The organism is Pseudomonas sp. S1_E05, assembly GCF_056337105.1.
Genome location: NZ_JBFRHM010000001.1, coordinates 4,457,402 through 4,483,699, shown reverse-complemented (window position 1 = coordinate 4,483,699; position 26,298 = coordinate 4,457,402). Strand labels below are relative to the sequence as shown.

Sequence of the window (26,298 nt, the reverse complement as noted above, 5' to 3'; positions counted from 1 at the left end):
AGTTAAACCCCTATAGGTGAAATCTCCCTCGGGTTTGTCAGGCGGATAGCCGAAAACCCCTGTATGGTGCGCGCCAAATGATGTGGGACATTTCGCTAATGTCCGCTCGCACTTAAAGGGAATCAAGGATGAAGTGGCTAAGAATGGCCTCGGTTTTGTTGTTGTGGGCAGGTGTTTGGCGTGGGGCGGGTGGGGCTGATTCGGCGACCTCGATGGTGCTCGCGAACATGGAGCGTGCGTCGTGGCCGGACGCGCTCGCCACTCAGGCACAAAGGGACACCGCAACCCGAGCCGAGGTGCTGGTGTTCGGCAAGGCACTGATGGCCAGTGAGGCACTGGACGAACAAGGATTGAAGCAGCGTCTGGGTGTCCAGACGCTGAGGCTCAAGTCCGTGCGGCAGGTGCGCGACGGGCTGTGGGACCGGTTACTGACGACCTACCGCCACGCCAGCCAGAACTGTGACGGCGAATCGTTTTGTCCACGTGCGCGAAGCATCGCGGATTTGCGTCAGTTGGCAGCTGCGTTCACCGGCAACATCAGCCAGGCCCACTCTGCCTGGGCGAGCAAGAGTCAGGCGCTCCACGAACAGTCGCTGAATGAGCAATTGCGGGTGGCGGTGTTAGTGCCCTAGCGCTCCTGCCACCCGTCTTTCGCCTTTCAATTGACCACGGGTTGCGGATCCTGGCGCGAGGCCGCCTCAAGATCCATCAACCCACGACCGTAGGCCTCGCTGTTGGCGTAGATGCCCGTTCGATTTGCCGTGGCCAGCAGACGTTCGCGTACCTGCTGCGCGGTCATTTGCGGATAGCGGCTGTGCAAGGCTGCCAGCGCGCCGCTGACCATCGCGGTCGCCGGTGAGGTGCCGGCGGTGCGTACGTATTTGCCATCTTTGCTGGTGGTCAACAGCCCCTGTTCACCCGCATCTCCCCCGGGAACCGCGATGCACCAGGCCGCTGCCACGCCGCAATAGTTGGATTTCGCGCTGATGGCCGTGCCGTCGGCTTTCAGCGCGACGACCGCGATCCAGCCTTTCTCCAGCTCGGGAAGCGCGAGCGGCAAGCCAGGTTCGGCCAATGGTTCTCGCTTGAGCTCGTTACCGGTCGGGAACACGAACACCGCGCCATCCTCGACCATGTCCCTGGCGACCTTCAATGACTCTGGCATGACCTGGTTGTAGCGCGCTTCATTGATCTCTGTCGCCGGTATGGCATTGGCCCACGAGTTGTTGATGATGAACGCGCCATGATTGAATCCGTATCGCCAGGATTTGGCGATCTCGCTGTCGAAGAAAAACGGCTCGTTGTTGTCGCCGAAGCGATAAGGGATCAGTTGGGCATTGAAGGCCACGCCATGCATGCCCTGGTCATCCTTGTTGGCGGCGAGAATACCGGCCATCTGGGTGCCGTGACCGACCCGGTCGGTGGTGCCAGGGCGGTCCTCGACGAAGTCATGACCGGGGTTGGCGACTCGGCCCTCGAATTCCGTCAACGTCTGGTTCAGGCCCGAGTCGACCAGCGCGACGATCTTGCCCTGCCCGGTCCCCCCTCGCGCATACAGGCTTGAAGCCTTGACCACCGCCAGGCCTTGCTGGCCCCTGTATTCGATGGTTTCGAAAGGGGTCGTATCGAGGGATGGCTTTGCGGGGTTTGTCAGGCACCCGCTCAATAAAAGAGGCAGTGCAAGTGCAGGGATGAATGGCAACAAGGGGTGGCGAGGCATGATCGTTCCTTCAAGAAGTATCCGCAGACATCAGGTTGTTCACGGCGCGGTGCGCGCTGAGTTTTTTGGAAGCTGAACCTTAACGGCGGAAGGGGTAGGCACGTCATGGAGGCCAAGTGCCCCGTGTGTTTCAACCTGTGGCCGAGGCGTGGTCTGGCGGACGCGGTATCATCCCGTATCGTTTTCAACCCTGACCTTTGCTCGACCCCGGCTAGGCTTTGGGCATCGCAGCGGTCAAAGGAGTGGCAGCTCATGCGCAACACCCTGGAACAGGTTTTCGGTTATCCACAGTTTCGGCCTGGCCAGGAGGCAGCGGTGAGCGCGGTGCTCGCCGGGCGCTCGGCAGCAGCGATTTTTCCCACCGGTTCAGGCAAGTCACTGTGTTACCAACTGCCGGCCGTGTTGCTGCCGCATCTCACGTTGGTCGTCTCGCCACTGTTGGCGTTGATGCAGGACCAGTTGGCGTTTCTGCAGCGTCACGGCATCGCGGCCGGCAGCATCGATTCCGCCCAGAGCCGCGAGGATGCGAGTTCAGTGATGGCCCGCGCCAAATCCGGCGAATTGAAGATCCTGATGATTTCCGTGGAGCGGCTGAAGAACGAGCGCTTCCGGCATTTTCTGCAACAGGTGCCGCTCTCGCTACTGGTGGTGGACGAGGCTCACTGTATCTCGGAGTGGGGCCACAACTTCCGCCCCGATTACCTCAAGCTTCCCGACTATCAACGTCAGTTCAAGATCCCTCAAGTGCTGCTGCTCACTGCCACCGCAACGCCCAAGGTCATTGCGGACATGCAGGCCAGGTTCGCCATTGCCCCCGCAGACGTGGTGACCACCGGTTTCTACCGCCCCAACCTCAATCTGCTGGTGGAGCCGGTACGCGGTCAGGACAAGCGCCGACGCCTGGTCGAGTGGATGCAACCACGCACCGGTCAGCCGAGCATTGTCTACGTCACCCAGCAGAAAACCGCCGAGCAGGTTGCAGAGCACCTGGAGCGCAACGGCATTCAAGCCCAGGCGTATCACGCCGGCTTGCCGCACGAACAGCGCGAAGCGATTCAAAAGCGCTTCATGGCTGGGCAATCCAATTGCATCGTCGCAACCATTGCCTTTGGCATGGGTATCGATAAGAGCGATATCCGCAACGTCGTGCATTTCGATCTGCCGAAGTCCATCGAAAACTACAGCCAGGAAATCGGCCGTGCAGGGCGCGACGGGCTGCCGTCGGACTGCCTCGTCCTGGCTAATCGTGACAGCCTCAATGTGCTGGAAAACTTCGTCTACGGCGATACGCCGGAACTGAGCGGCATTCGTTGCGTGCTGGACGAATTGCAGGCCGCCGCGCCTTCAGGGCAGTGGGAGTTTCTGCTGGGTCCACTGGCCGACCAGAGCAACATTCGACAGTTGCCGCTCAAAACCCTGCTGGTGCAGTTGGAGTTGCGTGGAATCATCGCACCGCGTTATGCCTATTACGCTGAGTACCGTTTCAAGTATTTGCTTGAGCCGCAAGATCTGCTGGCCCGTTTCGAGGGTGAGCGCAGGGACTTCGTGGCGGCGATCATCCAGACCTCACCCCGCGCTCGAACCTGGGCCACAGTGAATTTTGACGCACTCTACGAGCAGTTTTCCGCCGAGCGCGGTCGGGTGGTCAAGGCGCTGGATTACTTCCAGGAGAAGGGATGGGTCGAGCTTGAAAGCAAGCAGATGACGGAGGTCTACAGCCTGTTGCAAACCGACTTCGACAGTCAGGCCCTGAGTGCTGAGCTGCACGCCGGGTTCACTCGGCACGAGCGCACCGAAATCTCACGCATCCACGCCATGCTGGCGTTATTCGCCACTGATCGCTGCCTGGGTTATCGCCTGGCCGAGTACTTTGGCGATGAAAACGCACCGCGGCGATGTGGACATTGTTCAGTGTGTCATGGGCAAGTGGCGCGATTGCCGGAGCCTGCGGAGCTACCCGCGCTTGTGGAAAAGAGTTTCGAGGCGTTGTGTGGTGATTTCATCCGCAGGCACCAGCAGCATTCGGGTGGCGTACCTTCTGCCGAACGAATGACGCGGTTCTTGTGCGGGATCAGCGTGCCACTGTTCACCAAACTCAAGGCGCGGTCGATTGTGGGGTTCGCGGCACTGGAGGCGTATCCCTATGGCGAAGTGCGGGAGTGGGTTGAGGGGCATCCATTCGCTGAATACCTGACATCACACGCATAAATCCCGCAAACGTTTAAGGTGGTGCCTGTTACGCCGTCCTGTCTTCACACGAGAGAACAACAAAAAATGAGCCAGACGCCATACAACATTCAGCGCGCCGCCGTCATCGGTGCAGGCACCATGGGCCGTGGCATTGTCATGTGCCTGATCAACGCCGGGGTACCGGTGCAGTGGGTTGATAACAACCCGCAGATGCTCGAGCAGGCACTGGCCGCCGTGGCTGATACCTTGGCGCACAACGTTCGGCAGGGCCGGATCGACCAGGTCGAAGCGGATGCGCGTATTGCCCGTATCGAGACGGCGGTCGATTACATCGCGATTCGCAACGTCGACCTGGTGATCGAAGCGGTTTACGAAAACCTTGAACTCAAACAAAAAATCTTCCGTGAGCTCGATGGCCTGCTCAAGCCCGAAGCCATCCTGGCGAGCAATACCTCGGCGTTGGACATCGATGCGATTGCCGCCGCTACACGCCGCCCGCAACAGGTGTTGGGCCTGCATTTCTTCAGCCCGGCACACATCATGAAACTGCTGGAAATCGTACGCGGCGCCCAAACCGCGCCAGCAGTGCTGGAAGCCGCGCTGGCGCTGGGCAAGCGCATGGGCAAGGTCAGTGTGGTGGCGGGTAACTGCGATGGGTTCATTGGCAACCGCATGCTCAATACCTACGTGCTGGAGACCCGCAAGATGTTGCTCGAGGGCGCTTTACCCTACCAGGTCGACGCCGCATTGCAGGGCTTCGGATTCGCCATGGGGCCGTTTCGCATGTTCGATGTGGTCGGTATCGATTTGCAATGGCGCGCGCGGGAATTGGCGGGTGTCGGACAGGATGCGCCGCAGGTGCAGGTGGATAACCGCCTGTGTGAAATGGGACGTTTTGGCCAGAAAAGCGGCAATGGCTACTACCACTACGAAGCGGGCAGTCGTCAGGCCGAGCACGATGTTGTGGTGGATGCGCTGGTGCTGGAAGTCAGCGAAAGCCTGGGCTATCAACGGCGTGAGATTGCGCCTGAGGAGATTCTCGAGCGTTGCCTGCTGGCGCTGGTGAACGAAGGGGCAAAGATCCTCCAGGAAGGCGTCGCGGCGTCTGCCCATGACATCGACCTGGTGTATCTCAATGGCTACGGCTTCCCGGCGGACAAGGGTGGGCCGATGGCCTGGGCAGATCGGCAGGGCCTGGCGGACATCCATGCGCGCCTGCTGGCGTTGGAAACCCGGCAGGGCGATCACTGGCAGCCTGCGCGATTGATTGGTGAATTGGCGGCGCAGGGCAAGGGGTTTGCTGAGCAATGATTGGCATGGCGCCTGTGAGGGCGCTATCGCGGGCAAGCCCGCTCCCACAGGAGGGTGTAGCGCATCCATTGGGGGAGGGCTTGCTCCGGGCTGCGTTCCGACGATGAACGATAACGCCTATTTCGTCTTAGACTAGCGAACTCACTCAGGAACCCACATTGATGCCGCTACGCACTGAATACCCCCACCTCCAACCCATCACCACCCGTTGGCACGACAACGATGCCTACGGTCACGTCAACAACGTGACTTACTACAGCTTTTTCGACACTGCGGTGAACACCTACCTGATCGAAGTCGGTGGCCTGGACATTCACGACGGTGAAGTCGTCGGTTTCGTGGTAAGTTCGGCCTGCGATTACTTTGCTTCCATCGCGTTCCCCGACCGGATAGAGATCGGTCTGCGCGTGGCCAAGCTGGGCAACAGTTCGGTGCAATACGAGCTGGCGGTGTTCAAGGCGGGGGAAGACGAAGCCTGCGCGGCCGGGCGCTTCGTGCATGTATTTGTGGATCGGGCGTCGAATCAGCCCGTGGCCATTCCTGCCGGGTTGCGCGGGGCCCTCGAGCGCTTGGTCGTTTAAACCGGGCAAAAAAAATCGCAGCCCTGAGGCTGCGATTTTTGACCTGAAACACAACCGGTCTCAATCACGGTGACGGTAGTACTTCTTGTGCTTGCGATGGCCATAGTGGTGCCCGCGATCATGGTGGCCGTCACGGTAGTAGCGACCACCACGACGATCGTCATCGTCGTCATCGCTTTTGTTGCCCATATAGTTACCCAACGCGCCACCGGCGCCACCGCCTGCGGCAGAGCCGATCAGGCTGCCGGTGCTGCCACCCAGGCTGCGACCGACCACGTTACCGCCTGCCGCGCCCAGCGCACCGCCAATGGCTGCTTCGCCACGGCTGCGTTTGTCTGCGCCGACGGCGCTACCACCCGCGCCACCCAGGGCCGCGCCGATGGTTGAACCTGTGTTGCCGCCTAACGATTGACCGACGACCGAGCCTAGAACCCCGCCCAATGCGCCGCCCACACCTGCTTCGGTGGTGCCACCGGCAGAGGCGATGCCACTAACCAGGCCAAGGGACAACAAGAGAATCGAGGAGAACTTCATGGAGGAACCTCAAGGGGATGACGACGCGATCCTGACGCTGTGTCTGGGGTGTGACAATCGAAATCCGACGAGTAACACGACTTCAGCACATTTCTATAAGTTACTGTTTTCTATGCGGAACTTAATGCTTTTTCGTCGGTCTTTAGCTACTTCGGAAGGGCCGTTTTTGTGAGAAAACGGCCTTTTTTGTGGGCGTTTGGAAAGTGATCGTTCAGGGATTGATGTTGTTCATTCTGACGCCATCGCGGGCAAGCCCGCTCCTACAGCGATGGGGCCAGTACAGCCGCTACATCAAGCCGACCTGGCCATGATCAACCCATTATCACTCGCCGCTTCCAGGCGAATCGCCACGAACTTCGACGTCGGCGTATGGCTGCCATCGCCAATGCTTTCCAGTGGCACCAGGGGGTTCACTTCCGGATAGTACGCGGCCGCTTGCCCTGCGGGGATGTCGAACGCCAGCAAGGTAAACCCTTTGACCCGACGTTCGCGGCCATCATCCCAGAGCGAGACGATGTCGGCTTTCTGTCCAGGTTTGAAGCCCAGTCGAATGATGTCTGCCTCGTTGACGAACAGCACATCACGCTGACCTTTTACCCCGCGATAACGGTCGTTGAGACCGTAGATCGTAGTGTTGTACTGATCGTGGGAGCGCATCGATTGCATGATCAGGTCTGGCATCACACCCGTAGCGCGGGTGCGTTCGTGTACCAGATCCTGTGGCAGCACATTGGCGCGGAAGTTGGCCCGACCCGAGGCGGTGGCCCACTTGCGCGCACCGGCTGTGTTGCCCAGATAGAAACCGCCCTTGTTCTTGATCTTCTCGTTGAAGCCCTTGAAGTTCGGGAGAATATCCGCGATCAGGTCGCGAATACGGCTGTAGTCGGCCACCAGCCAGTTCCAGTCCACCGGGTGGTTGCCCAGGGTAGCGGCGGCGATACCGGCCAGGATTGCCGGTTCCGAGCGCATCTGGTTCGACAGCGGCTGCAACTGGCCGTTGGAAGCGTGCACCATGCTGAAGGAGTCTTCCACGGTGACCGCTTGTGGGCCTTCGGACTGGATATCGATGTCGGTGCGACCCAGGCACGGCAGGATCAGCGCGTCTTTGCCGTGAGCCAAATGGCTGCGATTGAGCTTGGTGCTGATCTGCACGGTCAGGTCGCAATTGCTCAGGGCCTTGAACGTGCGGGGGCTGTCCGGGGTGGCCTGGGCGAAGTTACCCCCCAGACCGATGAAGACCTTGGCCCGGCCTTCAGCCATGGCATGAATCGCCTCGACCACGTTGTGGCCGTTTTCGCGCGGGACCTTGAACTGGAAGCGACGTTCCAGGGCATCAAGGAACGCCACCGGAGGTCGCTCGTTGATGCCCATCGTGCGGTCACCCTGCACGTTGCTGTGGCCACGCACCGGGCACAGGCCGGCGCCCGGCCTGCCGATGTTGCCGCGCAACAGCATCAGGTTGGCGATTTCCTGGATGGTGGCCACCGAGTGACGATGCTGCGTGATGCCCATGGCCCAGCACATGATGACGTTCTTGCCCTTGGCGTACATGCGCGCCGCTTGTTCGATCTCGACCAAGGTCAGGCCGGACTGCTCGACAATCTGGTCCCACGAGGTGTCATCGATGACTGCCAGGTAATCCAGCACGTTGACGCTGTGCTCGTTGAGAAAGTCGTGATCGAACACGGCCGGTGCGCCAGCCTTCTGCGCATCGCGTTCCCATTGAAGGAGGAACTTGGCCATGCCGCGCATCAACGCCATGTCGCCGCCCAGTGCTGGACGGAAGTAGGCGGTGTTGGTCGGCTTGTCACCGTTGGTGAGCATTTCGATCGGCTTTTGCGGGTTCTGGAAGCGTTCCAGGCCGCGCTCCTTCAGTGGATTGACGCACACCACCTGGGCGCCGCGTTTCACCGCTTCACGCAGTGGTTCAAGCATCCGCGGGTGGTTGGTGCCGGGGTTCTGGCCCCAGACGAAAATGGCGTCGGCGTGCTCGAAGTCATCATAGGTCACGGTGCCTTTGCCGACGCCGACGCTCTGTGACAGCGCGACACCGCTGGCTTCGTGGCACATGTTCGAGCAGTCGGGGAAGTTGTTGGTGCCATAAGCTCGGACGAACAACTGGTAGAGGAACGCCGCTTCGTTGCTGGCCCGGCCTGAGGTGTAAAACTCGGCCTGATCGGGGCTGGACAGGCCGCGCAGGTGCTTGGCGATCAGCGCGAAGGCATCGTCCCAGCTGATCGGCTGATAGCGGTCGGTTTCGGCGTTGTAGCTCATGGGCTCGGTGATTCGCCCCTGGTACTCAAGCCAGTAGTCACTTTGCTCCAACAGAGCTGTAACGCTGTGTTTGGCGAAGAACTTACTGTCCACGCGTCGCTTGGTTGCTTCCCAGTTCACCGCCTTGGCGCCGTTCTCGCAGAACATCACCATGCCGCCTTCCAACGAATCGCCCCAGGCGCAACCCGGGCAGTCGAAACCGCCGTTCTTGTTGGTCTTGAGCATCATGCGCAGGTTCTTCAGCGCGTTGTCGCTGGTCAGCCAGGCCTGGGTCACGCTGATCAGCGCGCCCCAGCCACCGGCCGGGCCTTTGTAGGGTTTGTAGCGAGGGACGGGGGTCTGATCGGCTTGACGGTGTTGACTCACGCTTGGCTCTCCAACGCCGGGCTGTAGACCCGTGGGGCGTTCTTCTGTGGCAAATGGATAAGATTGAGGTTATGGCGACGGGCCCATTGCACGGCCAGGCCCGTGGGCGATGACAGGCTGACCAGGGTCTGAATGCCTGCGCGCAAAACTTTCTGGATCAATTCGAGGCTGCAACGACTGGTGACAATGGCCACGCCGCCTGCCGTTGGGATTTTCTGGCGGATCAGTCCGCCAATCAGCTTGTCGAGGGCGTTGTGCCGGCCGATGTCCTCACGTCCCAGGCGCAATTCGCCGGTGGCGTCCATGAACACGGCTGCATGCACCGCGCCGCTGTACTGGCCCAAGGGCTGAAAGGCACCGATGCGCTGGCGCAGGCCCTCGAGCCATTCGACCGGGGGCAACGGCGCGCCCGGCATGACCTTGAGGTCGGGCAGCGCCTGCTCTACTGCTTCCACGCCACACAACCCGCAACCGCTGGTGCCGGCCAGTTGTCGACGCTGTTGCTTGAGGTTCCAGAAGGCGCGGTTGGCGATGGTCACTTGCGCATACTGCGCCGACCCCGAGCCACTGAGTTGCAGGTCGTAGATGTCCGAGGGGTCTTCGATGATGCCGCTGCCAATGCTGAAGCCCACGATGAAATCTTCAAGATCGGTCGGGGTTACCAGCATGACCGCCTGATTGATGCCGTTGTAGGCGATCGACAGCGCGACTTCTTCCGCCAATGCAGTACTGGCGTTTTCAGTGTATTGAAGGTCGCTGTAGGTGTACGTCTGGCTGGCGGCGGGCGCGGGCGTTTCGAGGGCTGGCGCCGCGCAGGTTGGGCGCTTGGCGTTCATGGGGCATCACCAACGGTTTGGTCAGTGTTAAGCCTAAGCGCGACAATGTGTCGCGTCTAATTGCTATTACTGATCTGCCGATAGATGACATCGATCAAGAGTCGGTCGGTGATTTCTGATACAGCGCGAAACAGGCTTCCGCCAGCGCCGAGCGCGGTGCGCTGCGGCGCATGATCAGCCCCAGCCGGCTGAGGGTTTGCGCGTTTTCAATCGGCTGCAGGCGCAAGTGGTCGGTCAGGTTTTCCAGGCCGCCTTCCAGCGGCATCACCGCGCAGCACAAGCCACCGTGAACAGCCTGCAGCAACTGATGCACCGCATCGGTCTGCAACAGCGGCTGGGGGCTGAGGCCGCGACTGTGGAAGTTGTGATCGATGGACTGGCGAAAATGCATGCCGCTGGTGAGCATGCCCAGCGGCAGTTCGATCAGCGACTCCCAGCTTAGCGGCGCTTCGCCGAAGCTGAAGAAGCGTTGATCGTAGAGCAGCCCCATCCGGGTTTCGCTGAAGGCCAGTGAATCGAAACGCTCGGCGTCCAGGCGCTCCAGATAGGACACGCCGAGGTCCAGGCGATTGTTCGCCAGTTGTTCGAGGATCTGCTCGGAACTCAATGACGACAGTTCGAAGCGCAGGTTCGGGTGCTGGGTGTGCAGGCGTTGCATCAGCGGCAGCGGATCGAAACTCGACAACGGCACCACGCCGAGGCGCAACGTACCCACCAGGTTGCCACGACAGGCTGCGGCCTCGGCTTGCAAGCCATCGCACGCCGCCAGTACGGTGCGCGCCCAGGCCAGCACCCGTTCGCCCGGCGCGGTGAATCCTTCAAAGCGCTGACCACGCTTGACCAGCGGCAGATCCAGCTCTTCCTCAAGGCTGCGCAGGCGCATGGACAGGGTCGGCTGGGTGATGTGGCAACGCGCGGCGGCCTGGCCGAAGTGCCGGGTTTCGTCGAGGGCGATGAGGAATTTCAGCTGCTTGATGTCCATCTTCGTTCCAGGGCGCGGGTAGACCCGGATTCTAGCGCCTGGGGACAAGTGGCGTCATTGGTCGGTTTGGATCCTTCTTTGGCAAAGCTGGACTAGGCTTTTACGTCTGGACACATACATTCCAAGGAGAGCACACAATGAGTCTGTTCAGTTTTCTGAAAGAAGCCGGTGATAAAATCCTTGAAGCGCTGACACCGGACAAGGCCGAAGCCAACAGTGAGGCACTGACCAAACATGTGAGGGATGCACTGACGGGGATCGACACGTCGAAAATTCAGGTGAAGGTCGAAGGCGAGAAGGTCATCGCCACGGGCGAGGCGAGCAGTCAGGAAGAGAAGGAAAAAATTCTCCTGGCGCTGGGCAACGTGGCAGGTATCAGTGGTGTTGAAGACCAGATCACGGTAACCGGGCCGGTCGTCGTTGCCTCGAAGTTCGTGGTGGTACAGAGGGGCGATACCCTGAGCGCTATTTCGTTGCGGGTGTATGGCGATGCCAACAAGTATCAGAAGATTTTCGAGGCCAACAAGCCGATGCTCAAGGATGTGAACAAGATTTATCCGGGGCAGTCGTTGCGGATTCCTGATTAGTCCCTAAGATCGCCATCGCGGGCAAGCCCGCTCCTACAGGGGCACCGCCGTACCTGTAGGAGCGGGCTTGCCCGCGATGGGTTCACCTCGGTCTCAAAGCCCGGCAATCAACTCCCGATAATCCCCCACCGCCGCAAACTCGGCCGTGTCCTTGGGGCCCTTGCGGCTGTCCGGCTCCCGTACCGCGAGCAGATGCGCCACCCCATAATCCCGGGCGCTGCGCAGGATCGGCAAGGTGTCGTCGATAAACAGGCTGCGCGCAGGGTCGAACCCGATGTCGGCCTGCAAGGCATCCCAGAACTGCCGGTTTTCCTTGGGGAAACCATAGTCGTGGGAGCTGATCAGGCGTTCGAAGTACGGTGCCAGTTCCACTCTTTCCAGCTTCAATGACAGCGAGTCGCGGTGCGCATTGGTGATCAACACCACACGCTTGCCGGCGTGCTTGACGGCGGCCAGGAATGTGTCAGCGTCCTGGCGCAGGGCGATCAGGTGTGCGGTTTCCAGTTTCAGTTCGCGCACCGGCAATTTCAGCTCGGCGCTCCAGAAGTCCAGGCAATACCACTGCAACTGCCCGGCATTGCGCTCGAACAGCGGTTGTAACTCCATTTCGGCCATGGCCCGACTCACGCCGTGCAAGTCGGCGTAACGCTGGGGCAGGTGTTCGAGCCAGAAGTGGTTGTCGAAGTGCAGGTCCAACAGCGTGCCGTCCATGTCCAGCAGAACGGTGTCGATGTCGCGCCACGGCAGCAGTGACATAAAAAACTTCTCCAACGGTAAAAAAGATATCCGGGATCAACAATCAGGATAGGCCGGGTATAGTAACCCGTTCACGCCAAGGAGCTTTTCATGCGCCAGAAACCCACTGTCCTCGCCCGCGAGATTGTCGCCACCAGCCGCCTGTTCTGCGTTGAAGAGCTCAAGCTGCGCTTTTCCAATGGTGCGGAGCGTACTTATGAGCGGTTGGTGGGCAAGGGCGCTGGATATGGGGCAGTGATGATCGTGGCGATGCTCGATGCAGAGCACGCCGTGCTGGTCGAAGAGTATTGCGGTGGTACCGATGCGTACGAGCTGTCGTTGCCCAAGGGTTTGATCGAGCCGGGCGAAGACGTGTTGGCGGCGGCGGAGCGCGAGCTCAAGGAAGAGGCTGGCTATGGCGCGCGTCAATTGGTGCACCTGACCGAGTTATCGCTGTCCCCCGGTTACATGAGTCAGAAGATCCAGGTGGTGTTGGCCACGGATCTGTATGAAGAACGGCTGGAAGGTGACGAGCCTGAGCCGATGGGGGTGGAGACGATCAATCTTCGCGAGCTGTCTGCGCTGGCGCAGAACCCGAAATTCACCGAGGGTCGCGCCCTGGCGGCGTTGTACCTGGCCCGTGACCTGCTGACTCAGCGCGGAGTGTTCCTGCCATGACGTTCCCGCATCCATTGATGGCACCCGTGGTGGAACTCGCGTTGCAGGCCGGAGAGTCGATCCTGCCGTTTTGGCGCACCGGTACGGCGGTGACCGCCAAAGCCGATGATTCACCGGTCACGGCGGCCGACCTCGCCGCCCATCACCTGATCCTGGCCGGGCTGACGGCGCTCGACCCGAGCATCCCGGTGCTTTCCGAAGAGGACGCCAACATCTCCCAAAGCGTGCGCGCCGGCTGGCAGCGCTGGTGGTTGGTCGATCCATTGGATGGCACCAAGGAATTCATTGCCGGCAGCGAAGAGTTCACCGTCAACATCGCCTTGATCGAGCAGGGCCGGGTGGTGTTTGGGGTGGTGTCGATGCCGACCAATGGACGCTTTTATGCCGGCGGTGCGGGGCTCGGGGCCTGGCGCGGCGATCGAGGTGCCGAGCCGCGAACGATTCAGGTCCGTAATGCGCCGGCCCCCGGGCAGCCATTCACCGTGGTCGCCAGCCGTCGGCACTCGAGCCCGGAGCAGGAACGGTTGCTGGCGGGATTGAGCGCCAGCCTGGGTGATCTCGAATTGGCCAGCATTGGCAGCTCGTTGAAATTCTGCCTGCTGGCCGAAGGCGCGGCGGATTGTTACCCGCGCCTGGCGCCGACGTCCCAGTGGGATACGGCGGCAGCCCAGGGTGTTCTCGAAGGTGCCGGTGGTGAAGTGCTGGATTTGAATGGCGCGACCTTCAGCTATCCGGCGCGTGAGTCACTGCTCAATGAATTCTTCCTGGCGCTGCCGGCGCAGGCGGCCTGGCGTGAAACGTTGCTGGCGCTGGCGCGTAGCTAAGGCCCTGTAGGAGCGAGCTTGCTCGCGATGGCGGACTGTCAGCCGACACATGTGCAAGCTGACACACCGCCATCGCGAGCAAGCTCGCTCCTACAGGTGATGAATCACGATCAGCGGTGTAGGACGTACTGCCCGCTGAACGTCACGGCATCGTCATCGCTGTTCACGTTGACGACCCGCGAATGCAACGTCAGCCGCGCCCGTCCATAACGCTGGTACATCGCCAGGAATTTCTTCCACACCGCCGCACTCGGCGCCTGGCAGATTGCCGTGGCGTCACCGGTTACCGGCAGCGGATAGTTGATCTGTCCTTCGTGGATCACGATGTGCCCGTCTTCGATTCCTTCTTCGCGCAAGCGCAAATGCAGCCAGCCCCAACCGGCCAGTACCGCACCGCAATACAGGCTGCCGCCGAACATCGTGCTCTTGTGATTGACGTTGGCCTCCAGCGGCAAGTGCAGGCGCAGTTGCTGGTCGTGCCAGTCAAGCACCTTGATGCCCATGGCTTGCGTCAGGGGAATGTCGTGATGCAGGACCGATTCCAGGTCGTGACTGTCGCGGTTCATGCGGGGCCTCTTGTTGGGCGTGAGCGGTTCAATCGTGTTCGTCGGTGGAATGTTGCGGGCTACTGTCGGCGAAGTTCAGACCGTGTTTGCGCAGTTTGTCGTGCAGGGTCTTGCGCGGAATGCCCAGGGCTTCCGCCAGGCTGCGTACCGAGCTGTGGGAACGGGCCAGTTCGGCGGCAATCAATGATTTCTCGAAGTTCTCCACCTGCTCGCTCAGGCCGCCACTGACCATCTCTACAGGGGTGCCAGGCGCACCATCTGCCGGTTGGTTATCCAGCGCCAATTCCAGGCCCAGGGCAAAACGCTCGGCGGCGTTCTGCAGTTCCCGCACGTTGCCAGGCCACGTGTGGCGCAGCAACAGCGCCCGTTGCCCCGGTTGCAATTCATGGGGCGGCAAGCCATGGCGGGCGCTGGCTTCGTCGGCGAAGTGCTGGAACAGTACGAGTGCATCTTCACCGCGCTCGCGCAGCGGCGGGATTCGCAGCGGCGCGACGTTGAGGCGGTAGTACAAGTCGGCCCGGAAGCGGCCCTGATCGGCGGACTGGCGCAAGTCTTCCTTGGTCGCGGCGATGATGCGGATGTCCAACGGGATCAACTGATTGCCACCGAGGCGCTCCACCACTCGCTCTTGCAGCAAACGCAGCAGTTTCACCTGTACGTCCAGGCTCATGCTTTCGATTTCATCGAGGAACAACGTCCCGCCGTTGGCGAATTCGAACTTGCCGATGCGGCGTTTCTGCGCGCCGGTGAAAGCACCTGGTTCGTGACCGAACAGCTCGCTTTCCACCACAGACTCCGCCAGGGCACCGGCATTGATCGCCACGAACGGACCGTTACGCCGGCCCGATAGATCGTGCAGCGCCCGGGCCACGACTTCTTTGCCGGCACCGGTTTCGCCGAGGATCAGTACGTCGGCCTTGGTCGCCGCCAGTGCGCCGATTTGTTCACGCAAGCGCAGCATGGACGCCGATTGCCCGACCAGACGGGCACTGAGCTCATGACGATCACTCAGGGCCAGGCGCAGGCTGCGGTTGTCCAGCACCAGGCGGCGCAAGGCCAGTGCGCGGCGCACGCTGTCGAGCAAGGCGTCGCTGGCAAAGGGTTTTTCCAGAAAATCGTAGGCTCCGGCTCGCATCGCTTGCACCGCCAGCGGTACGTCGCCGTGGCCGGTAATCAACAGCACTGGCAACTCCGGGTCGAGTGCATGCAGTTCACTGAGTAACTCCAGGCCGTCCATGCCCGGCATGCGGATGTCGCTGACCACCACTCCCGGCCAGTCGCGCTCCAGTTGTCCGGCCAGGCCCTTGGCTTCGCCCAGCGACAGGATTTTCAGGCCGGCCAGGTCCAGGGTCTGGCTCAGGGCCTGGCGCAGATGCGGATCATCGTCGATCAACACGACCTGCAGTTGGTTGTCGATGGTCATGCACTTCGGTCCTCGGACGGTTGCAGGCTCACGCCCGGTGCGCCTGCGCGCAGTTTCAGGGTAATCAGTGCGCCGCCTTCCTTGTGGTTGGAGAACAACAGTTCCCCACCGAAGGCGAGCATCAGCGTTTCACAGATCGCCAGCCCCAGGCCCAACCCTTGCGTACGCGTCTTGGTGGTGTAGAAGGGCTCGCTGGCGCGGCCCAGGGCCTCCATGCAGAAACCCGGACCGTTGTCGCGAATGGTCAGGGTGACGCCCTCCGCCGTGGATTGGGCACTCAGCCAGAGTTTACGCGGCGGCCCCTTTTCCGTCAGCGCGTCGAGGGCGTTGGCCAGCAGGTTACCGAGCACCTGACGCAAACGGGTTTCCCCGGCCTCGACCCAGAGGGTGGCTGCCGGCAGGTCACGAATCAGCTCGACCTCCATGCTGCGTCGGCGCTTGGCCAGCAGCGCCAGCGCATCATCCAGCGCCGGTTGCAACGCCACGCTTTCCGGCGCGTGACGGTCACGGCGGGCAAAGGCGCGCAAATGGGCGATGATCGAAGCCATGCGCTCGGTCAGTTCGCTGATCAGCTTCAGATTGCCACGCGCATCCTCGGTACGCTGATGATCGAGTAGCACCTCGGCATTTTCCGCGTAGCTGCGAATGGCCGCCAACGGTTGATTGAGCTCGTGGCTGATGCTCGCCGACATGGTGCCCAGTGCCGACAGCTTACCCGCCTGGACCAGGTCATCCTGGGCGCGCACCAGCTCCTGTTGCGCCTGCTCGCGCTCCAGCACTTCCTGTTTCAGGCGGCGGTTGAGGCCTTCGAGGTCGCTGGTGCGCTCGGCGACACGGCCTTCCAGTTCGCGCCGGGCCTTGGCCTCGAACGCGATCCGGTCCAGATAATGCCGGCGGCGTTGCATCATCAGTCCCAGCAGCAGCATCAACACCAGTAACGTGGCGCCGCCGATGGCGACCACCGTGCGTACCGGGCGATCGATCAGCGTGCGAGGTGCAAGGATACTGACGCTCCAGCCGGTTTCATCAATTTGCTGGGTCTGGGTCAACCAGGCCTCTGGGCTTAGACTCAACGGCTTGGGTTCGCGGGTCGGGTAGGGTTGAATCGCAGTGATTGCAGCACGCTCGGCATCAGTCAATGGCCGGGTCGCGCGAAAGCGCCACTCCGAACGCGAGGTCAGGATGACCACGCCGTTATGGTCGGTTACCAGCAGTTGCTCGGGCGTTTTGCCCCATAGGCTTTCCGTGTGGTCCAGGTCGACCTTGGTCACCAGCACGCCAATGACTTTTTCACCATCACGTACGGCGGCGGCGAAGAAGTACCCGCGCTTGGCGGACGTGGTACCCAAGCCGAAAAATCGCCCCAGACGCCCGGCCATGGCCTCGCTGAAATACGGTCGGAACGCGAAATTTCGCCCGACAAAACTGTCATGTTTGTCCCAGTTGGACGCGGCGATCGTATTACCCTGGGTGTCCATCAGGTACATGACTTCGGCACCGGTCTGCAGGGCGATGTTTTTCAACAGCCGGTTGGCATTGCCTTGAACGACACCGTCATTCGGTGCCATCAGGTCCGCGCGAAGGGCGGGCAGGTCACCGAGGATCTGCGGCAGCACTTCATAACGGTGCAGGGTGCCCAACAGGTTGGCGACGTACAGGTCGAGGGTCTGGCGGTTCTGCCCGGCCAATTCGCTGCGGTAGTAGCGCTCGGCCAGATGTTCCAGCGGCCACAGCAAGGGCGCCAGGCACAGCGCAAGCAGGGCCAGGCTACGCCAGCGGGGTCTGCGGGGAACGGTGGGAGTCATGAGCATCAAGCGCCTGTGGGTACAGGCGCATTATGCCTAGGCTTGTGCGGCAAGACACTCGCGCAGCGCGGTTTGCCAGTCGGGTTGGCTGACGCCCCACTCGCGTTGCAGGCGCTGGCCGTCCAGGCGCGAGTTCAGCGGTCGGGTGGCCGGGGTCGGATAGTCGCTGGACGGAATCGGCAGCAGGTTGGCGCAGGCCTTGCCCTGCGCGCGCAAAGCGTCGCCAATGGCCTGGGCAAAACCGAACCAGGACGTTTCGCCCTGCGCGGTCAGGTGATAGGTGCCCCAGGCGCCGGATTGTCCCGCCTGCCAGCGTTCGATCAGGGCGCGGGTGCTTTGGGCGATGGTGCCGGCCCAGGTCGGCGCGCCGATCTGATCGGCGACCACGCGCAGCTCCGGTTTTTCCTGTAGCAGGCGCTGCATGGTCAGCAGGAAGTTACGGCCATGGTTGGAGTACACCCAACTGGTGCGCAAGATCAGGTGCTGGCCTTGCACCGCCGTGATGGCCTGTTCGCCAGCCAGTTTACTTTGGCCATAGACGCCCAGCGGGTTCGGCGCGTCGTCTTCGTTGTAAGGCGTGCTTTTGGTGCCGTCGAACACGTAATCGGTGGAGTAGTGAATCAGTGCAATGCCCAGCTGCGCCGCTTCTTCGGCCAGAATGCCGGGTGCCGTCGCGTTGATGGCGAACGCTACCTGCGACTCGTTTTCAGCTTGATCGACCGCAGTGTAAGCCGCGGCGTTGATGATCAGGTCGGGACGAACCCGGCGTACCTGCTGACGCAATTGCTGTGGATCGGTTAGATCGAACTCGGCGCGCCCCGGTACTACCAATTCGCCAAGTGTCTTCAAGTGATGTTGCAGCTCGGTTGAAACCTGTCCATGTTGACCGCTGATAAGAATTCTCATGGAAACAGGTCGACCTCCTGCAAGGTTTTGCCGAGCTGGTCTTTGGCTGACAATTGCGGCGCTTCGGTCAACTGCCAATCGATGGCGAGTGTCGGGTCGTCCCAGCGGATGCAACGCTCGGCCGACGGGTTGTAATAGTCCGTGGTTTTGTAAAGGAACTCGGCGACATCACTCAGCACCACGAACCCATGGGCAAAACCTTCCGGTACCCACAGCTGGCGGGCGTTTTGCGCAGATAGACGCACCGCCTCCCACCTGCCGAAGTTCGGTGAGCTGCGACGTACGTCCACCGCGACGTCGAGCACTTCACCGACCGTTACCCGAACCAGCTTGCCCTGGGTGTTTTCCAGTTGGTAGTGCAGGCCACGCAGCACGCCTTTGAGCGACCGTGAATGGTTGTCCTGAACGAACTGGCGCTTGAGCCCGGTCGCTTCCTCGAATGCCTTGGCGTTGAAACTCTCGTAAAAAAAACCGCGCTCATCACCGAAAACCTTAGGCTCCATGATCAACACGCCGGGCAGGGCGGTTTCAATCACATTCATTTGCTCGCCTCTGCCAGTTTGAAGAGGTACTGACCGTATCCGGTCTTGCCGAAATAGCTGGCGCGCGCCAGCAGGCAATCGCGGCTGATCCAGCCATTTTCGTAGGCGATTTCTTCAAGACAGGCGACTTTCAGCCCTTGACGGTGCTCGATGGTCTGCACGTATTGCGAGGCATCGAGCAGGCTGTCATGGGTGCCCGTATCCAGCCAGGCGAAGCCGCGGCCGAAGCGCTCGACCTGCAGGTCGCCGCGTTGCAAGTACGCATTGTTGACGTCGGTGATTTCCAGTTCACCACGAGGAGAGGGCTTCACGGCCTTGGCGATCTCGATCACATCGTTGTCGTAGAAATAGAGGCCGGTCACCGCATAGCTGGACTTCGGCGCCTTGGGTTTTTCCTCGATCGAGAGAGCACGACCCTCGTCGTCGAAATCGATCACACCGAAACGCTCGGGATCCTTGACCCAATAGCCGAAGACTGTGGCACCGGACTCACGCTTCACGGCTTGTTTCAATTGGTCGCCGAAGTGCTGGCCATGGAAAATGTTATCGCCGAGGATCAGGCACACCGGATCGTCGCCAATGAACTCTTCACCGATCAGGAAGGCTTGGGCCAGGCCATCCGGCGAGGGCTGCTCGGCGTAGCTGAAATGCACGCCGAACTGGCTGCCGTCACCCAGCAGGTTGCGGTATTGCGGCAGATCCTGGGGGGTGGAAATCAGCAGTATTTCCTTGATGCCGGCCAGCATCAGCACCGAGATCGGGTAGTAGATCATCGGCTTGTCGTAGATCGGCAGCAGTTGTTTTGACACGCCCAGCGTGATCGGGTGCAAACGCGTGCCCGAACCACCGGCCAACACAATTCCCTTCATCATGCGATCAACTCCTTGGTATTGATGGCGCCCAGTCGTTCGCCCTGGTAGCTGCCGTCCTGAACGCGGCGGCACCACTCGAGGTTTTCCAGGTACCACTGGACGGTTTTGCGCAGGCCGGTCTCGAACGTTTCTTCGGGCACCCAGCCGAGTTCGCGTTCAATCTTGCCGGCATCGATGGCGTAGCGCACGTCATGGCCAGGGCGATCCTGGACGAACGTGATCAGATCGGCGAAGTTCGCCACGCCTTCGGGTTTATGGGGCGCCAGCTCCTCAAGCAAGGCACAGATGCCGCGCACCACGTCTATGTTCTTCTGCTCGTTGTGGCCGCCGATGTTGTAGGTCTCGCCGACCATGCCTTCGGTTACCACCTTGAACAGGGCTCGGGCGTGGTCTTCGACAAACAGCCAGTCGCGAATCTGCAGGCCGTTGCCATAGACAGGCAGTGGCTTGCCCGCCAGGGCGTTGAGAATCACCAGCGGGATCAGCTTTTCGGGGAAGTGGAACGGCCCGTAGTTGTTCGAGCAGTTGGTCAGCAAAACCGGCAGGCCATAGGTGCGCTGCCAGGCGCGGACCAGATGGTCGGACGCTGCCTTGCTGGCGGAATACGGCGAGCTGGGTGCGTAAGGCGTGGTTTCGGTGAACAGGTCATCGACGCCGTGCAGGTCTCCGTACACTTCATCGGTGGAAATATGGTGGAAGCGGAAGGCGCTTTTTTCAGGCTCGGCCAGGGCGTTCCAGTAAGCGCGAGTGGCCTCCAGCAGGCTATAGGTGCCGACGATGTTGGTCTGGATGAAATCCGACGGACCGTCGATGGAGCGGTCGACGTGGGATTCGGCCGCCAGGTGCATGATCGCATGCGGCTGGAAGCGTGCCAGCACCGCGCTCACGGTCGGCTGATCGCAGATGTCGGCCTGGACGAATTCGTAGCGGGTGTCGGTGGCAATGCTGGTGAGCGATTCCAGGTTGCCGGCGTAAGTCAATTTGTCGAGATTGAGCACTTCGTGCTCGGTGTTACGAATGAGGTGTCGAACCAGGGCAGAGCCAATGAAACCGGCACCGCCGGTGATGAGAATACGCATGTAGGCCAGCCTTTATCTGTAAGAGCGTTGAAGCACATGAGCATAGCTTGTCGGCAGCAGGCCAGAGGTGCAATAGCGTTGTGAAAGCTATTTGAGTTTTGGTCCTGCTATGGGGGTTGATTATCGGCCGGCGCAGTGGCGATATAAGCGCCTAATAACATTTCAGGGGTCGTTCCATGCCGCTCGCCACGTTGATTCATCGCGCCAGTTTGCCCAGCCCGCAGGTGTCTGCGGCGCAAGCGCTAGAGCTGCTCGAGGGGCATTACGGGCTGAGCGGTCGCTTGCAGTCTCTTGGCAGCCAGCAGGACCTTAACTTTCGCGTCGACAGCGCCGAAGGGCGTTTTGTCCTGAAAATTTGCCGGGGCGACTATTCGTCGCTTGAACTGCAAGCCCAGCACGCCGGGCTCAAGCATCTGGCTGAGCACTCACAGCTGCAGGTGCCGCGGGTGATGGCGTCGCGGACCGGCGCCGATCTGCTCTCGCTTGAGATCGCAGGGCAAGCGGTGCATGTGCGTTTGCTCGAGTACATCGAGGGGCAGCCGCTCACGGCGCTGGACCATTTGCCGAAGTCAGTGGTGGCCGGCTTCGGTCGGCTCTGCGGTGAAATGGATCTGGCACTGGCCAATTTCAGTCATGCCGGCCTGGAGCGCACCCTGCAATGGGACGCCCGCCACGCCAATGCGTTGATCGCGCACTTGCTGCCGGTGATCAAGGACGATGGGCAACGCGCCTTGATCGCGCAAGCTGCCGGGCAGGCAGATCAGGCCTTGCGGCCACTGGTCGACGAGTTGCCGGTACAGGCCATCCACATGGACATCACCGATGACAATGTGGTCTGGCAGCGTGATGCGCAACGCCAGTGGCAATTGCAGGGCGTGATCGACTTCGGCGACCTGATCCGCACCTGGCGCATCACCGACTTGTCGGTAACCTGCGCGGCGCTGCTGCACCACGCCAATGGCGACCCTTTCTACATCCTGCCGGCGATCCAGGCCTATCACGCGGTCAATCCGCTGCAACAGGAAGAATTGCTGGCCCTGTGGCCGTTAATCGTTGCGCGGTCTGCCGTGCTGGTGCTCAGCGGTGAACAGCAGGTCAGTATTGATCCCGGCAATCAATACAGTCGTGACAACCTGACCCACGAATGGGAAATTTTCCGTGTCGCCACCTCGCTGCCCATGGCGTTGATGGAAGCCGCCATCCTCACGTCCGTGGGGCTGCGCCTGCCGGAGATCGGCAGCGAAAATTTTGCGCCGTTGCTGCCCAGCCTGGTCGGGCGTGAATTTGCCTTGATCGACCTGGGTGTCCTGAGCCCGCATTTCGAGGCCGGCAATTGGGAGCAGGACGGTATCGATCAGCGCCTGCTGGACGAAGCGGCCGCCGCTCACGGTCTGGCGGCCAGCCACTACGGGCAGTATCGGTTGTCCCGCACGCGACCGGACAGCGCCAACGAGCCGGATACTTACCCGTTGCATGTCGAGTTGCGTGTGCCCCACGGCACCGCCGTTGAATCGCCTTTTGCCGGGATGGTTCACCAACCAGCGTCCGGTGTGCTGCAGCTCGATGGTCCTCAACTGAGCGTGCGCCTGTGGGGCGTGACACCGTCGCTCCACAGTGGAGCGGCGCTGGTCAAAGGCCAGGTATTGGGCACCGTCAGCGGGCCATTGCGGGTGCAGTTGTGCCGAGGTACTTCACTCGATGCGCCGTTGTTTTGTACGCCGACCCGAGCGCCAGCCTGGCAGGCGTTGTGCCCATCTCCGGCCGCGCTGTTGGGACTGGCCTGCGATGCCCCGGCAGAACTCGATGCGCAAACCCTGCTGGCGCGCCGCGATGCCAGCTTCGCTCGCACGCAAAAGCACTATTATGTCGATCCGCCACGCATCGAGCGCGGTTGGCGCAATCACCTCATCGACATGCAGGGCCGCTCTTACCTCGACATGCTCAACAACGTTGCGGTGCTCGGTCATGGCCATCCACGCATGGCCGCGGTGGCGGCCCGCCAGTGGTCGCTGCTCAACACCAACTCGCGTTTCAACTATGCGGCGGTGGCGGAGTTTTCCGAACGTCTGTTGAAGCTGTCGCCGGACTCCATGGACCGGGTGTTCCTGGTCAACAGCGGCAGTGAGGCCAATGACCTGGCAATCCGTCTGGCGTGGGCCTACAGCGGGGGGCGCGACATCATCAGCGTGCTCGAGGCCTACCACGGCTGGACGGTGGGCGCGGATGCGGTCTCGACCTCGATCGCCGACAACCCCAAGGCCCTGAGCAGCCGTCCCGACTGGGTGCATCCGGTGCCAGCGCCGAACACCTATCGCGGTGAATTCCGCGGCCCCGACAGCGCCCCCGATTATGTGCGCAGCGTCGAACACAACCTGGCGAAAATCGCCGCGCAAGGCCGCCCTCTGGCCGGTTTCATTTGCGAACCGGTGTATGGCAATGCCGGCGGCATTTCGCTGCCGAAGGATTACCTCAAACAAGTCTACAGCCTGGTCCGCGCCCAGGGCGGTGTGTGCATCGCCGATGAAGTGCAGGTCGGTTACGGGCGCATGGGCCATTTCTTCTGGGGCTTTGAAGAACAGGGCGTGGTGCCGGACATCATCACCATGGCCAAGGGCATGGGCAACGGTCAGCCGCTGGGTGCGGTGATCACCCGCCGGGAAATCGCCGAAGCGCTGGAGGCCGAGGGCTACTTCTTCTCGTCGGCTGGCGGCAGTCCGGTGAGCTGCCAAGTCGGTATGGCCGTGCTGGATGTCATGGAAGAAGAAAGGCTCTGGGAAAACGCGCAGGTTGTCGGTGGCTACTTCAAGGAGCGACTTGAAGCACTGATCGATATCCATCCGTTGGTGGGCGCGGTGCATGGTTCCGGTTTTTACCTGGGCGTGGAGTTGATCCGCAACCGCGAGACCCTGGAGCCGGCCACCGAAGAAACCACGGCGTTGTGCGACCGCCTGCGCGAACTGGGAATCTTCATGCAGCCGACCGGGGATTACCTGAACGTGCTCAAGATCAAGCCACCGATGGTGACTTCGCGTCGGAGTGTGGATTTCTTCGTGGACATGCTTTCGAAGGTATTAGGGGAGGGGCTGTAACCAATTTTTCTGGATTCGCACAGACCCTGTGGGAGCGGGCAAGCCCGCTCCTACAGGGGATGTGATTATTCAGATATTTATCGGTTTTATATCGGGTTGTTTTCGGTGTGACGTTGAATTCCGCTTCTAATGCCGATATTTATCGGCTATAAAGTCGCACATACCGAGGCGTGGATGAACCATGCCCAATCGTCGCGCACTTGCCCGGAGATGATCCATGAGCCGTATCGTTACCGTCGCCGCCACCCAGATGGCCTGTTCCTGGGATTTGGAAGCCAACCTGGAAACCGCCGAAAGACTGGTGCGCGAGGCTGCGGCCAAGGGCGCGCAGATCATCCTGATCCAGGAACTGTTCGAGGCACCGTACTTCTGCCAGAAGCCCAACCCGGATTACCTGCAACTGGCCACGACCGTTGAAGACAACGTCGCCATCAAGCATTTCCAGAAGGTCGCCAAAGAGCTGCAAGTGGTGCTGCCGATCAGTTTTTATGAGCTGGCGGGCCGCGCGCGTTTCAACAGCATCGCGATCATCGACGCCGACGGCACTAACCTCGGGATTTATCGGAAAAGCCATATCCCGGACGGCCCTGGCTATCACGAGAAGTACTACTTCAACCCGGGCGATACCGGTTTCAAGGTGTGGAACACCCGTTACGCGAAAATCGGCGTGGGCATCTGCTGGGACCAGTGGTTCCCGGAATGCGCGCGCAGCATGGCGTTGCAGGGCGCGGAGATTCTGTTCTACCCGACGGCCATCGGCAGTGAGCCGCACGACAAGACCATTTCGTCCCGTGATCATTGGCAGCGCGTACAACAGGGCCATGCCGGCGCCAACCTGATACCGCTGATCGCCAGCAACCGCATCGGCAACGAAGAACAGGACGGTTACGACATTACCTTCTACGGTTCGTCGTTCATCGCCAACCAGTTCGGTGAGAAAGTCCAGGAACTCGACACAACCGAGGAAGGCGTGCTGGTCCACCGTTTCGACCTCGATGAGCTCGAGCACATCCGCAGCGCCTGGGGTTCCTTCCGCGACCGCCGTCCGAACCTGTATGGTGCTATCAAAACCCTCGACGGTTCTCTGGAGTCCTGATCGTCATGACCACACTAAACAGCACCCCCCGCGCCGACGGTTTCTACATGCCGGCCGAATGGGCCCCACAAACCCAGACCTGGATGATCTGGCCCGAGCGTCCGGACAACTGGCGCCTGGGTGGCAAGCCGGCGCAAGCCGCTCACGTCGCGGTGGCCAAGGCCATTGCCCGGTTCGAACCGGTGACCGTCGCCGTATCCGCCGGCCAGTACGAAAATGCCCGTGCGCGCCTGGACCTGCCGAATATTCGCGTCGTGGAAATGTCCAGCGACGATGCCTGGGTGCGCGACACCGGTCCGACGTTCGTCATCAACAACAGTGGCGAAGTTCGTGGCGTGAACTGGGACTTCAATGCCTGGGGTGGTTTTGACGGTGGCCTGTATTCGCCGTGGAACCGCGACTCGCAGGTCGGCGGCAAGATCCTCGAAATCGAGCGCAGCCCGCGTTACCGCACCGAAGGCTTCGTGCTGGAGGGGGGCTCGATTCACGTAGACGGCGAGGGCACCCTGATCACGACTGAAGAATGCCTGCTCAACCGCAATCGCAACCCTCACCTGGGCCGTGAAGAGATCGAAGCGGTGCTCAGCGCGCAACTGTCCGTGGACAAAATCATCTGGCTGCCGGACGGTTTGTTCAACGACGAAACCGACGGCCATGTGGATAACTTTTGTTGCTATGTGCGTCCGGGCGAAGTCTTGCTGGCCTGGACCGACGACCCGCAGGATCCGAACTACCCTCGCTGCCAGGCCGCGATGAAAGTGCTGCAAGGCAGCACCGACGCACAGGGGCGCCCGTTTACGGTGCACAAGATGCCGATTCCGGGGCCGCTGTACGCCACCGAAGAGGAATGTGCCGGTGTCGATCCGGTGGACGGCACTCAGGAACGCAATCCGTCGGTTCGCCTGGCCGGTTCCTACGTGAATTTCCTGATCGTCAACGGCGGCATCATCGCGCCGAGCTTCGATGACCCGCTGGATGGCCCGGCCAAGGAGATTCTGCAAAGCCTGTTCCCGCAGCACGAAGTGGTCATGGTCCCGGGTCGTGAACTGTTACTGGGGGGCGGAAATATCCATTGCCTTACTCAACAACAACCCGCGCCGCACAAAGAGTGAGTGCAGGCGTAACAGCCTGAGATCCTTACAAAATCGGTCGGATAAAGGTTTATCCCTGACCTTCGGCCAGAAGCCCGCAGCCCGCAAGGACTGCGGGCTTTTTTGTATCCGTCTGCTGACCGTCGCGACACTTTGGCACAGCTCTTGTATCTGTCATGAAGTGAAACGGGGAGGGGGAGAGCTTCGATGT

The 26,298-nt window shown here is 61.0% G+C and carries 23 protein-coding genes; 10 read left to right on the top strand and 13 right to left on the bottom strand.

Annotation, left to right across the window (positions count from 1 at the left end; all coding sequences use genetic code 11):
- Positions 1-128: 128 nt before the first annotated feature.
- The gene (locus AB4N33_RS20605; protein ID WP_476458145.1) at positions 129-632 is read left to right on the top strand and encodes a polysaccharide deacetylase; all 504 of its coding nucleotides are present in this window, start codon (positions 129-131) and stop codon (positions 630-632) included.
- Between the two features lie 26 nt (positions 633-658).
- Here AB4N33_RS20605 and AB4N33_RS20600 read toward each other — a convergent pair whose 3' ends face one another.
- On the bottom strand, positions 659-1,720 hold the full coding sequence (locus tag AB4N33_RS20600; protein WP_476458144.1) for a S8 family peptidase: 1,062 nt from the start codon (positions 1,718-1,720) through the stop codon (positions 659-661).
- 252 nt (positions 1,721-1,972) lie between these two features.
- Between AB4N33_RS20600 and AB4N33_RS20595 the strand changes: the two genes are divergently transcribed.
- The 3 genes from AB4N33_RS20595 (at position 1,973) to AB4N33_RS20585 (ending at position 5,802) form a co-directional block, all read left to right on the top strand.
- Entirely contained in the window at positions 1,973-3,928 is a 1,956-nt protein-coding gene (locus AB4N33_RS20595) for a RecQ family ATP-dependent DNA helicase (RefSeq protein WP_476458143.1), read from the top strand.
- A gap of 66 nt (positions 3,929-3,994) precedes the next feature.
- The gene (locus AB4N33_RS20590) at positions 3,995-5,221 is read left to right on the top strand and encodes a 3-hydroxyacyl-CoA dehydrogenase (protein ID WP_476458142.1); all 1,227 of its coding nucleotides are present in this window, start codon (positions 3,995-3,997) and stop codon (positions 5,219-5,221) included.
- A 161-nt stretch (positions 5,222-5,382) separates the two neighbouring features.
- A complete protein-coding gene (locus AB4N33_RS20585; RefSeq protein WP_371051203.1) occupies positions 5,383-5,802 on the top strand; it encodes an acyl-CoA thioesterase in 420 nt (139 codons plus the stop codon).
- A gap of 60 nt (positions 5,803-5,862) precedes the next feature.
- On the opposite strand, the gene AB4N33_RS20580 is transcribed toward AB4N33_RS20585, so the two are convergent.
- The 4 genes from AB4N33_RS20580 to AB4N33_RS20565 form a co-directional block, all read right to left on the bottom strand.
- The gene (locus AB4N33_RS20580; RefSeq protein ID WP_460119057.1) at positions 5,863-6,336 is read right to left on the bottom strand and encodes a glycine zipper domain-containing protein; all 474 of its coding nucleotides are present in this window, start codon (positions 6,334-6,336) and stop codon (positions 5,863-5,865) included.
- A 291-nt stretch (positions 6,337-6,627) separates the two neighbouring features.
- A complete protein-coding gene (locus tag AB4N33_RS20575) occupies positions 6,628-8,976 on the bottom strand; it encodes an FdhF/YdeP family oxidoreductase (protein ID WP_476458141.1) in 2,349 nt (782 codons plus the stop codon).
- A complete protein-coding gene (gene fdhD, locus AB4N33_RS20570) occupies positions 8,973-9,812 on the bottom strand; it encodes a formate dehydrogenase accessory sulfurtransferase FdhD (RefSeq protein WP_476458140.1) in 840 nt (279 codons plus the stop codon). The genes AB4N33_RS20575 and fdhD overlap by 4 nt, the downstream gene beginning before the upstream one ends.
- A gap of 94 nt (positions 9,813-9,906) precedes the next feature.
- Positions 9,907-10,794: a LysR family transcriptional regulator gene (locus AB4N33_RS20565; protein WP_460119052.1), complete on the bottom strand. Its 888-nt coding sequence runs from the start codon at positions 10,792-10,794 to the stop codon at positions 9,907-9,909.
- A 137-nt stretch (positions 10,795-10,931) separates the two neighbouring features.
- Here AB4N33_RS20565 and lysM point away from each other — a divergent pair, with 137 nt between their 5' ends.
- Positions 10,932-11,381, top strand: a complete 450-nt coding sequence (gene lysM, locus AB4N33_RS20560; RefSeq protein ID WP_476458139.1) for a peptidoglycan-binding protein LysM — start codon at positions 10,932-10,934, stop codon at positions 11,379-11,381.
- 93 nt (positions 11,382-11,474) lie between these two features.
- Here the strand turns inward: lysM and yrfG are convergent, their stop codons facing one another.
- Complete coding sequence (yrfG, locus tag AB4N33_RS20555; protein WP_460119049.1) at positions 11,475-12,137, bottom strand: GMP/IMP nucleotidase; 663 nt, start codon at positions 12,135-12,137, stop codon at positions 11,475-11,477.
- A gap of 90 nt (positions 12,138-12,227) precedes the next feature.
- Between yrfG and nudE the strand changes: the two genes are divergently transcribed.
- Together nudE and cysQ are read left to right on the top strand one after the other, a co-directional pair.
- Positions 12,228-12,794, top strand: a complete 567-nt coding sequence (gene nudE, locus AB4N33_RS20550) for an ADP compounds hydrolase NudE (RefSeq protein ID WP_460119048.1) — start codon at positions 12,228-12,230, stop codon at positions 12,792-12,794.
- Complete coding sequence (gene cysQ, locus AB4N33_RS20545; RefSeq protein WP_476458138.1) at positions 12,791-13,618, top strand: 3'(2'),5'-bisphosphate nucleotidase CysQ; 828 nt, start codon at positions 12,791-12,793, stop codon at positions 13,616-13,618. The genes nudE and cysQ overlap by 4 nt, the downstream gene beginning before the upstream one ends.
- Positions 13,619-13,728: 110 nt before the next feature.
- Here cysQ and AB4N33_RS20540 read toward each other — a convergent pair whose 3' ends face one another.
- Genes AB4N33_RS20540 through rfbB form a run of 7 tightly spaced genes read right to left on the bottom strand, consistent with a single transcriptional unit; the run spans position 13,729 to position 20,811 of the window.
- Positions 13,729-14,184, bottom strand: coding sequence for a YiiD C-terminal domain-containing protein (locus AB4N33_RS20540; protein ID WP_476458137.1), 456 nt, complete (start codon positions 14,182-14,184; stop codon positions 13,729-13,731).
- Between the two features lie 28 nt (positions 14,185-14,212).
- Positions 14,213-15,607, bottom strand: coding sequence for a sigma-54-dependent transcriptional regulator (locus AB4N33_RS20535; RefSeq protein WP_476458136.1), 1,395 nt, complete (start codon positions 15,605-15,607; stop codon positions 14,213-14,215).
- Positions 15,604-17,412: a sensor histidine kinase gene (locus AB4N33_RS20530; protein WP_476458135.1), complete on the bottom strand. Its 1,809-nt coding sequence runs from the start codon at positions 17,410-17,412 to the stop codon at positions 15,604-15,606. Before AB4N33_RS20530 ends, AB4N33_RS20535 begins: the two co-directional genes overlap by 4 nt.
- Before the next feature lie 36 nt (positions 17,413-17,448).
- The gene (gene rfbD / locus AB4N33_RS20525) at positions 17,449-18,318 is read right to left on the bottom strand and encodes a dTDP-4-dehydrorhamnose reductase (protein ID WP_476458134.1); all 870 of its coding nucleotides are present in this window, start codon (positions 18,316-18,318) and stop codon (positions 17,449-17,451) included.
- A complete protein-coding gene (gene rfbC, locus AB4N33_RS20520) occupies positions 18,315-18,860 on the bottom strand; it encodes a dTDP-4-dehydrorhamnose 3,5-epimerase (protein ID WP_476458133.1) in 546 nt (181 codons plus the stop codon). Before rfbC ends, rfbD begins: the two co-directional genes overlap by 4 nt.
- Positions 18,857-19,732 (bottom strand): glucose-1-phosphate thymidylyltransferase RfbA, encoded by an 876-nt coding sequence (rfbA, locus tag AB4N33_RS20515; protein WP_460140507.1) that lies wholly within the window; start codon positions 19,730-19,732, stop codon positions 18,857-18,859. The genes rfbC and rfbA overlap by 4 nt, the downstream gene beginning before the upstream one ends.
- Positions 19,729-20,811, bottom strand: a complete 1,083-nt coding sequence (gene rfbB / locus AB4N33_RS20510; RefSeq protein ID WP_476458132.1) for a dTDP-glucose 4,6-dehydratase — start codon at positions 20,809-20,811, stop codon at positions 19,729-19,731. The genes rfbA and rfbB overlap by 4 nt, the downstream gene beginning before the upstream one ends.
- Positions 20,812-20,987: 176 nt before the next feature.
- Between rfbB and AB4N33_RS20505 the strand changes: the two genes are divergently transcribed.
- The 3 genes from AB4N33_RS20505 to aguA all read left to right on the top strand — a co-directional run bounded on the left by AB4N33_RS20505 (position 20,988) and on the right by aguA (position 26,108).
- Positions 20,988-23,900, top strand: coding sequence for an aminotransferase (locus AB4N33_RS20505; protein WP_476458131.1), 2,913 nt, complete (start codon positions 20,988-20,990; stop codon positions 23,898-23,900).
- A gap of 217 nt (positions 23,901-24,117) precedes the next feature.
- The gene (gene aguB / locus AB4N33_RS20500; protein WP_476458130.1) at positions 24,118-24,996 is read left to right on the top strand and encodes an N-carbamoylputrescine amidase; all 879 of its coding nucleotides are present in this window, start codon (positions 24,118-24,120) and stop codon (positions 24,994-24,996) included.
- A gap of 5 nt (positions 24,997-25,001) precedes the next feature.
- Complete coding sequence (gene aguA, locus AB4N33_RS20495) at positions 25,002-26,108, top strand: agmatine deiminase (RefSeq protein WP_476458129.1); 1,107 nt, start codon at positions 25,002-25,004, stop codon at positions 26,106-26,108.
- Positions 26,109-26,298: the final 190 nt, after the last annotated feature.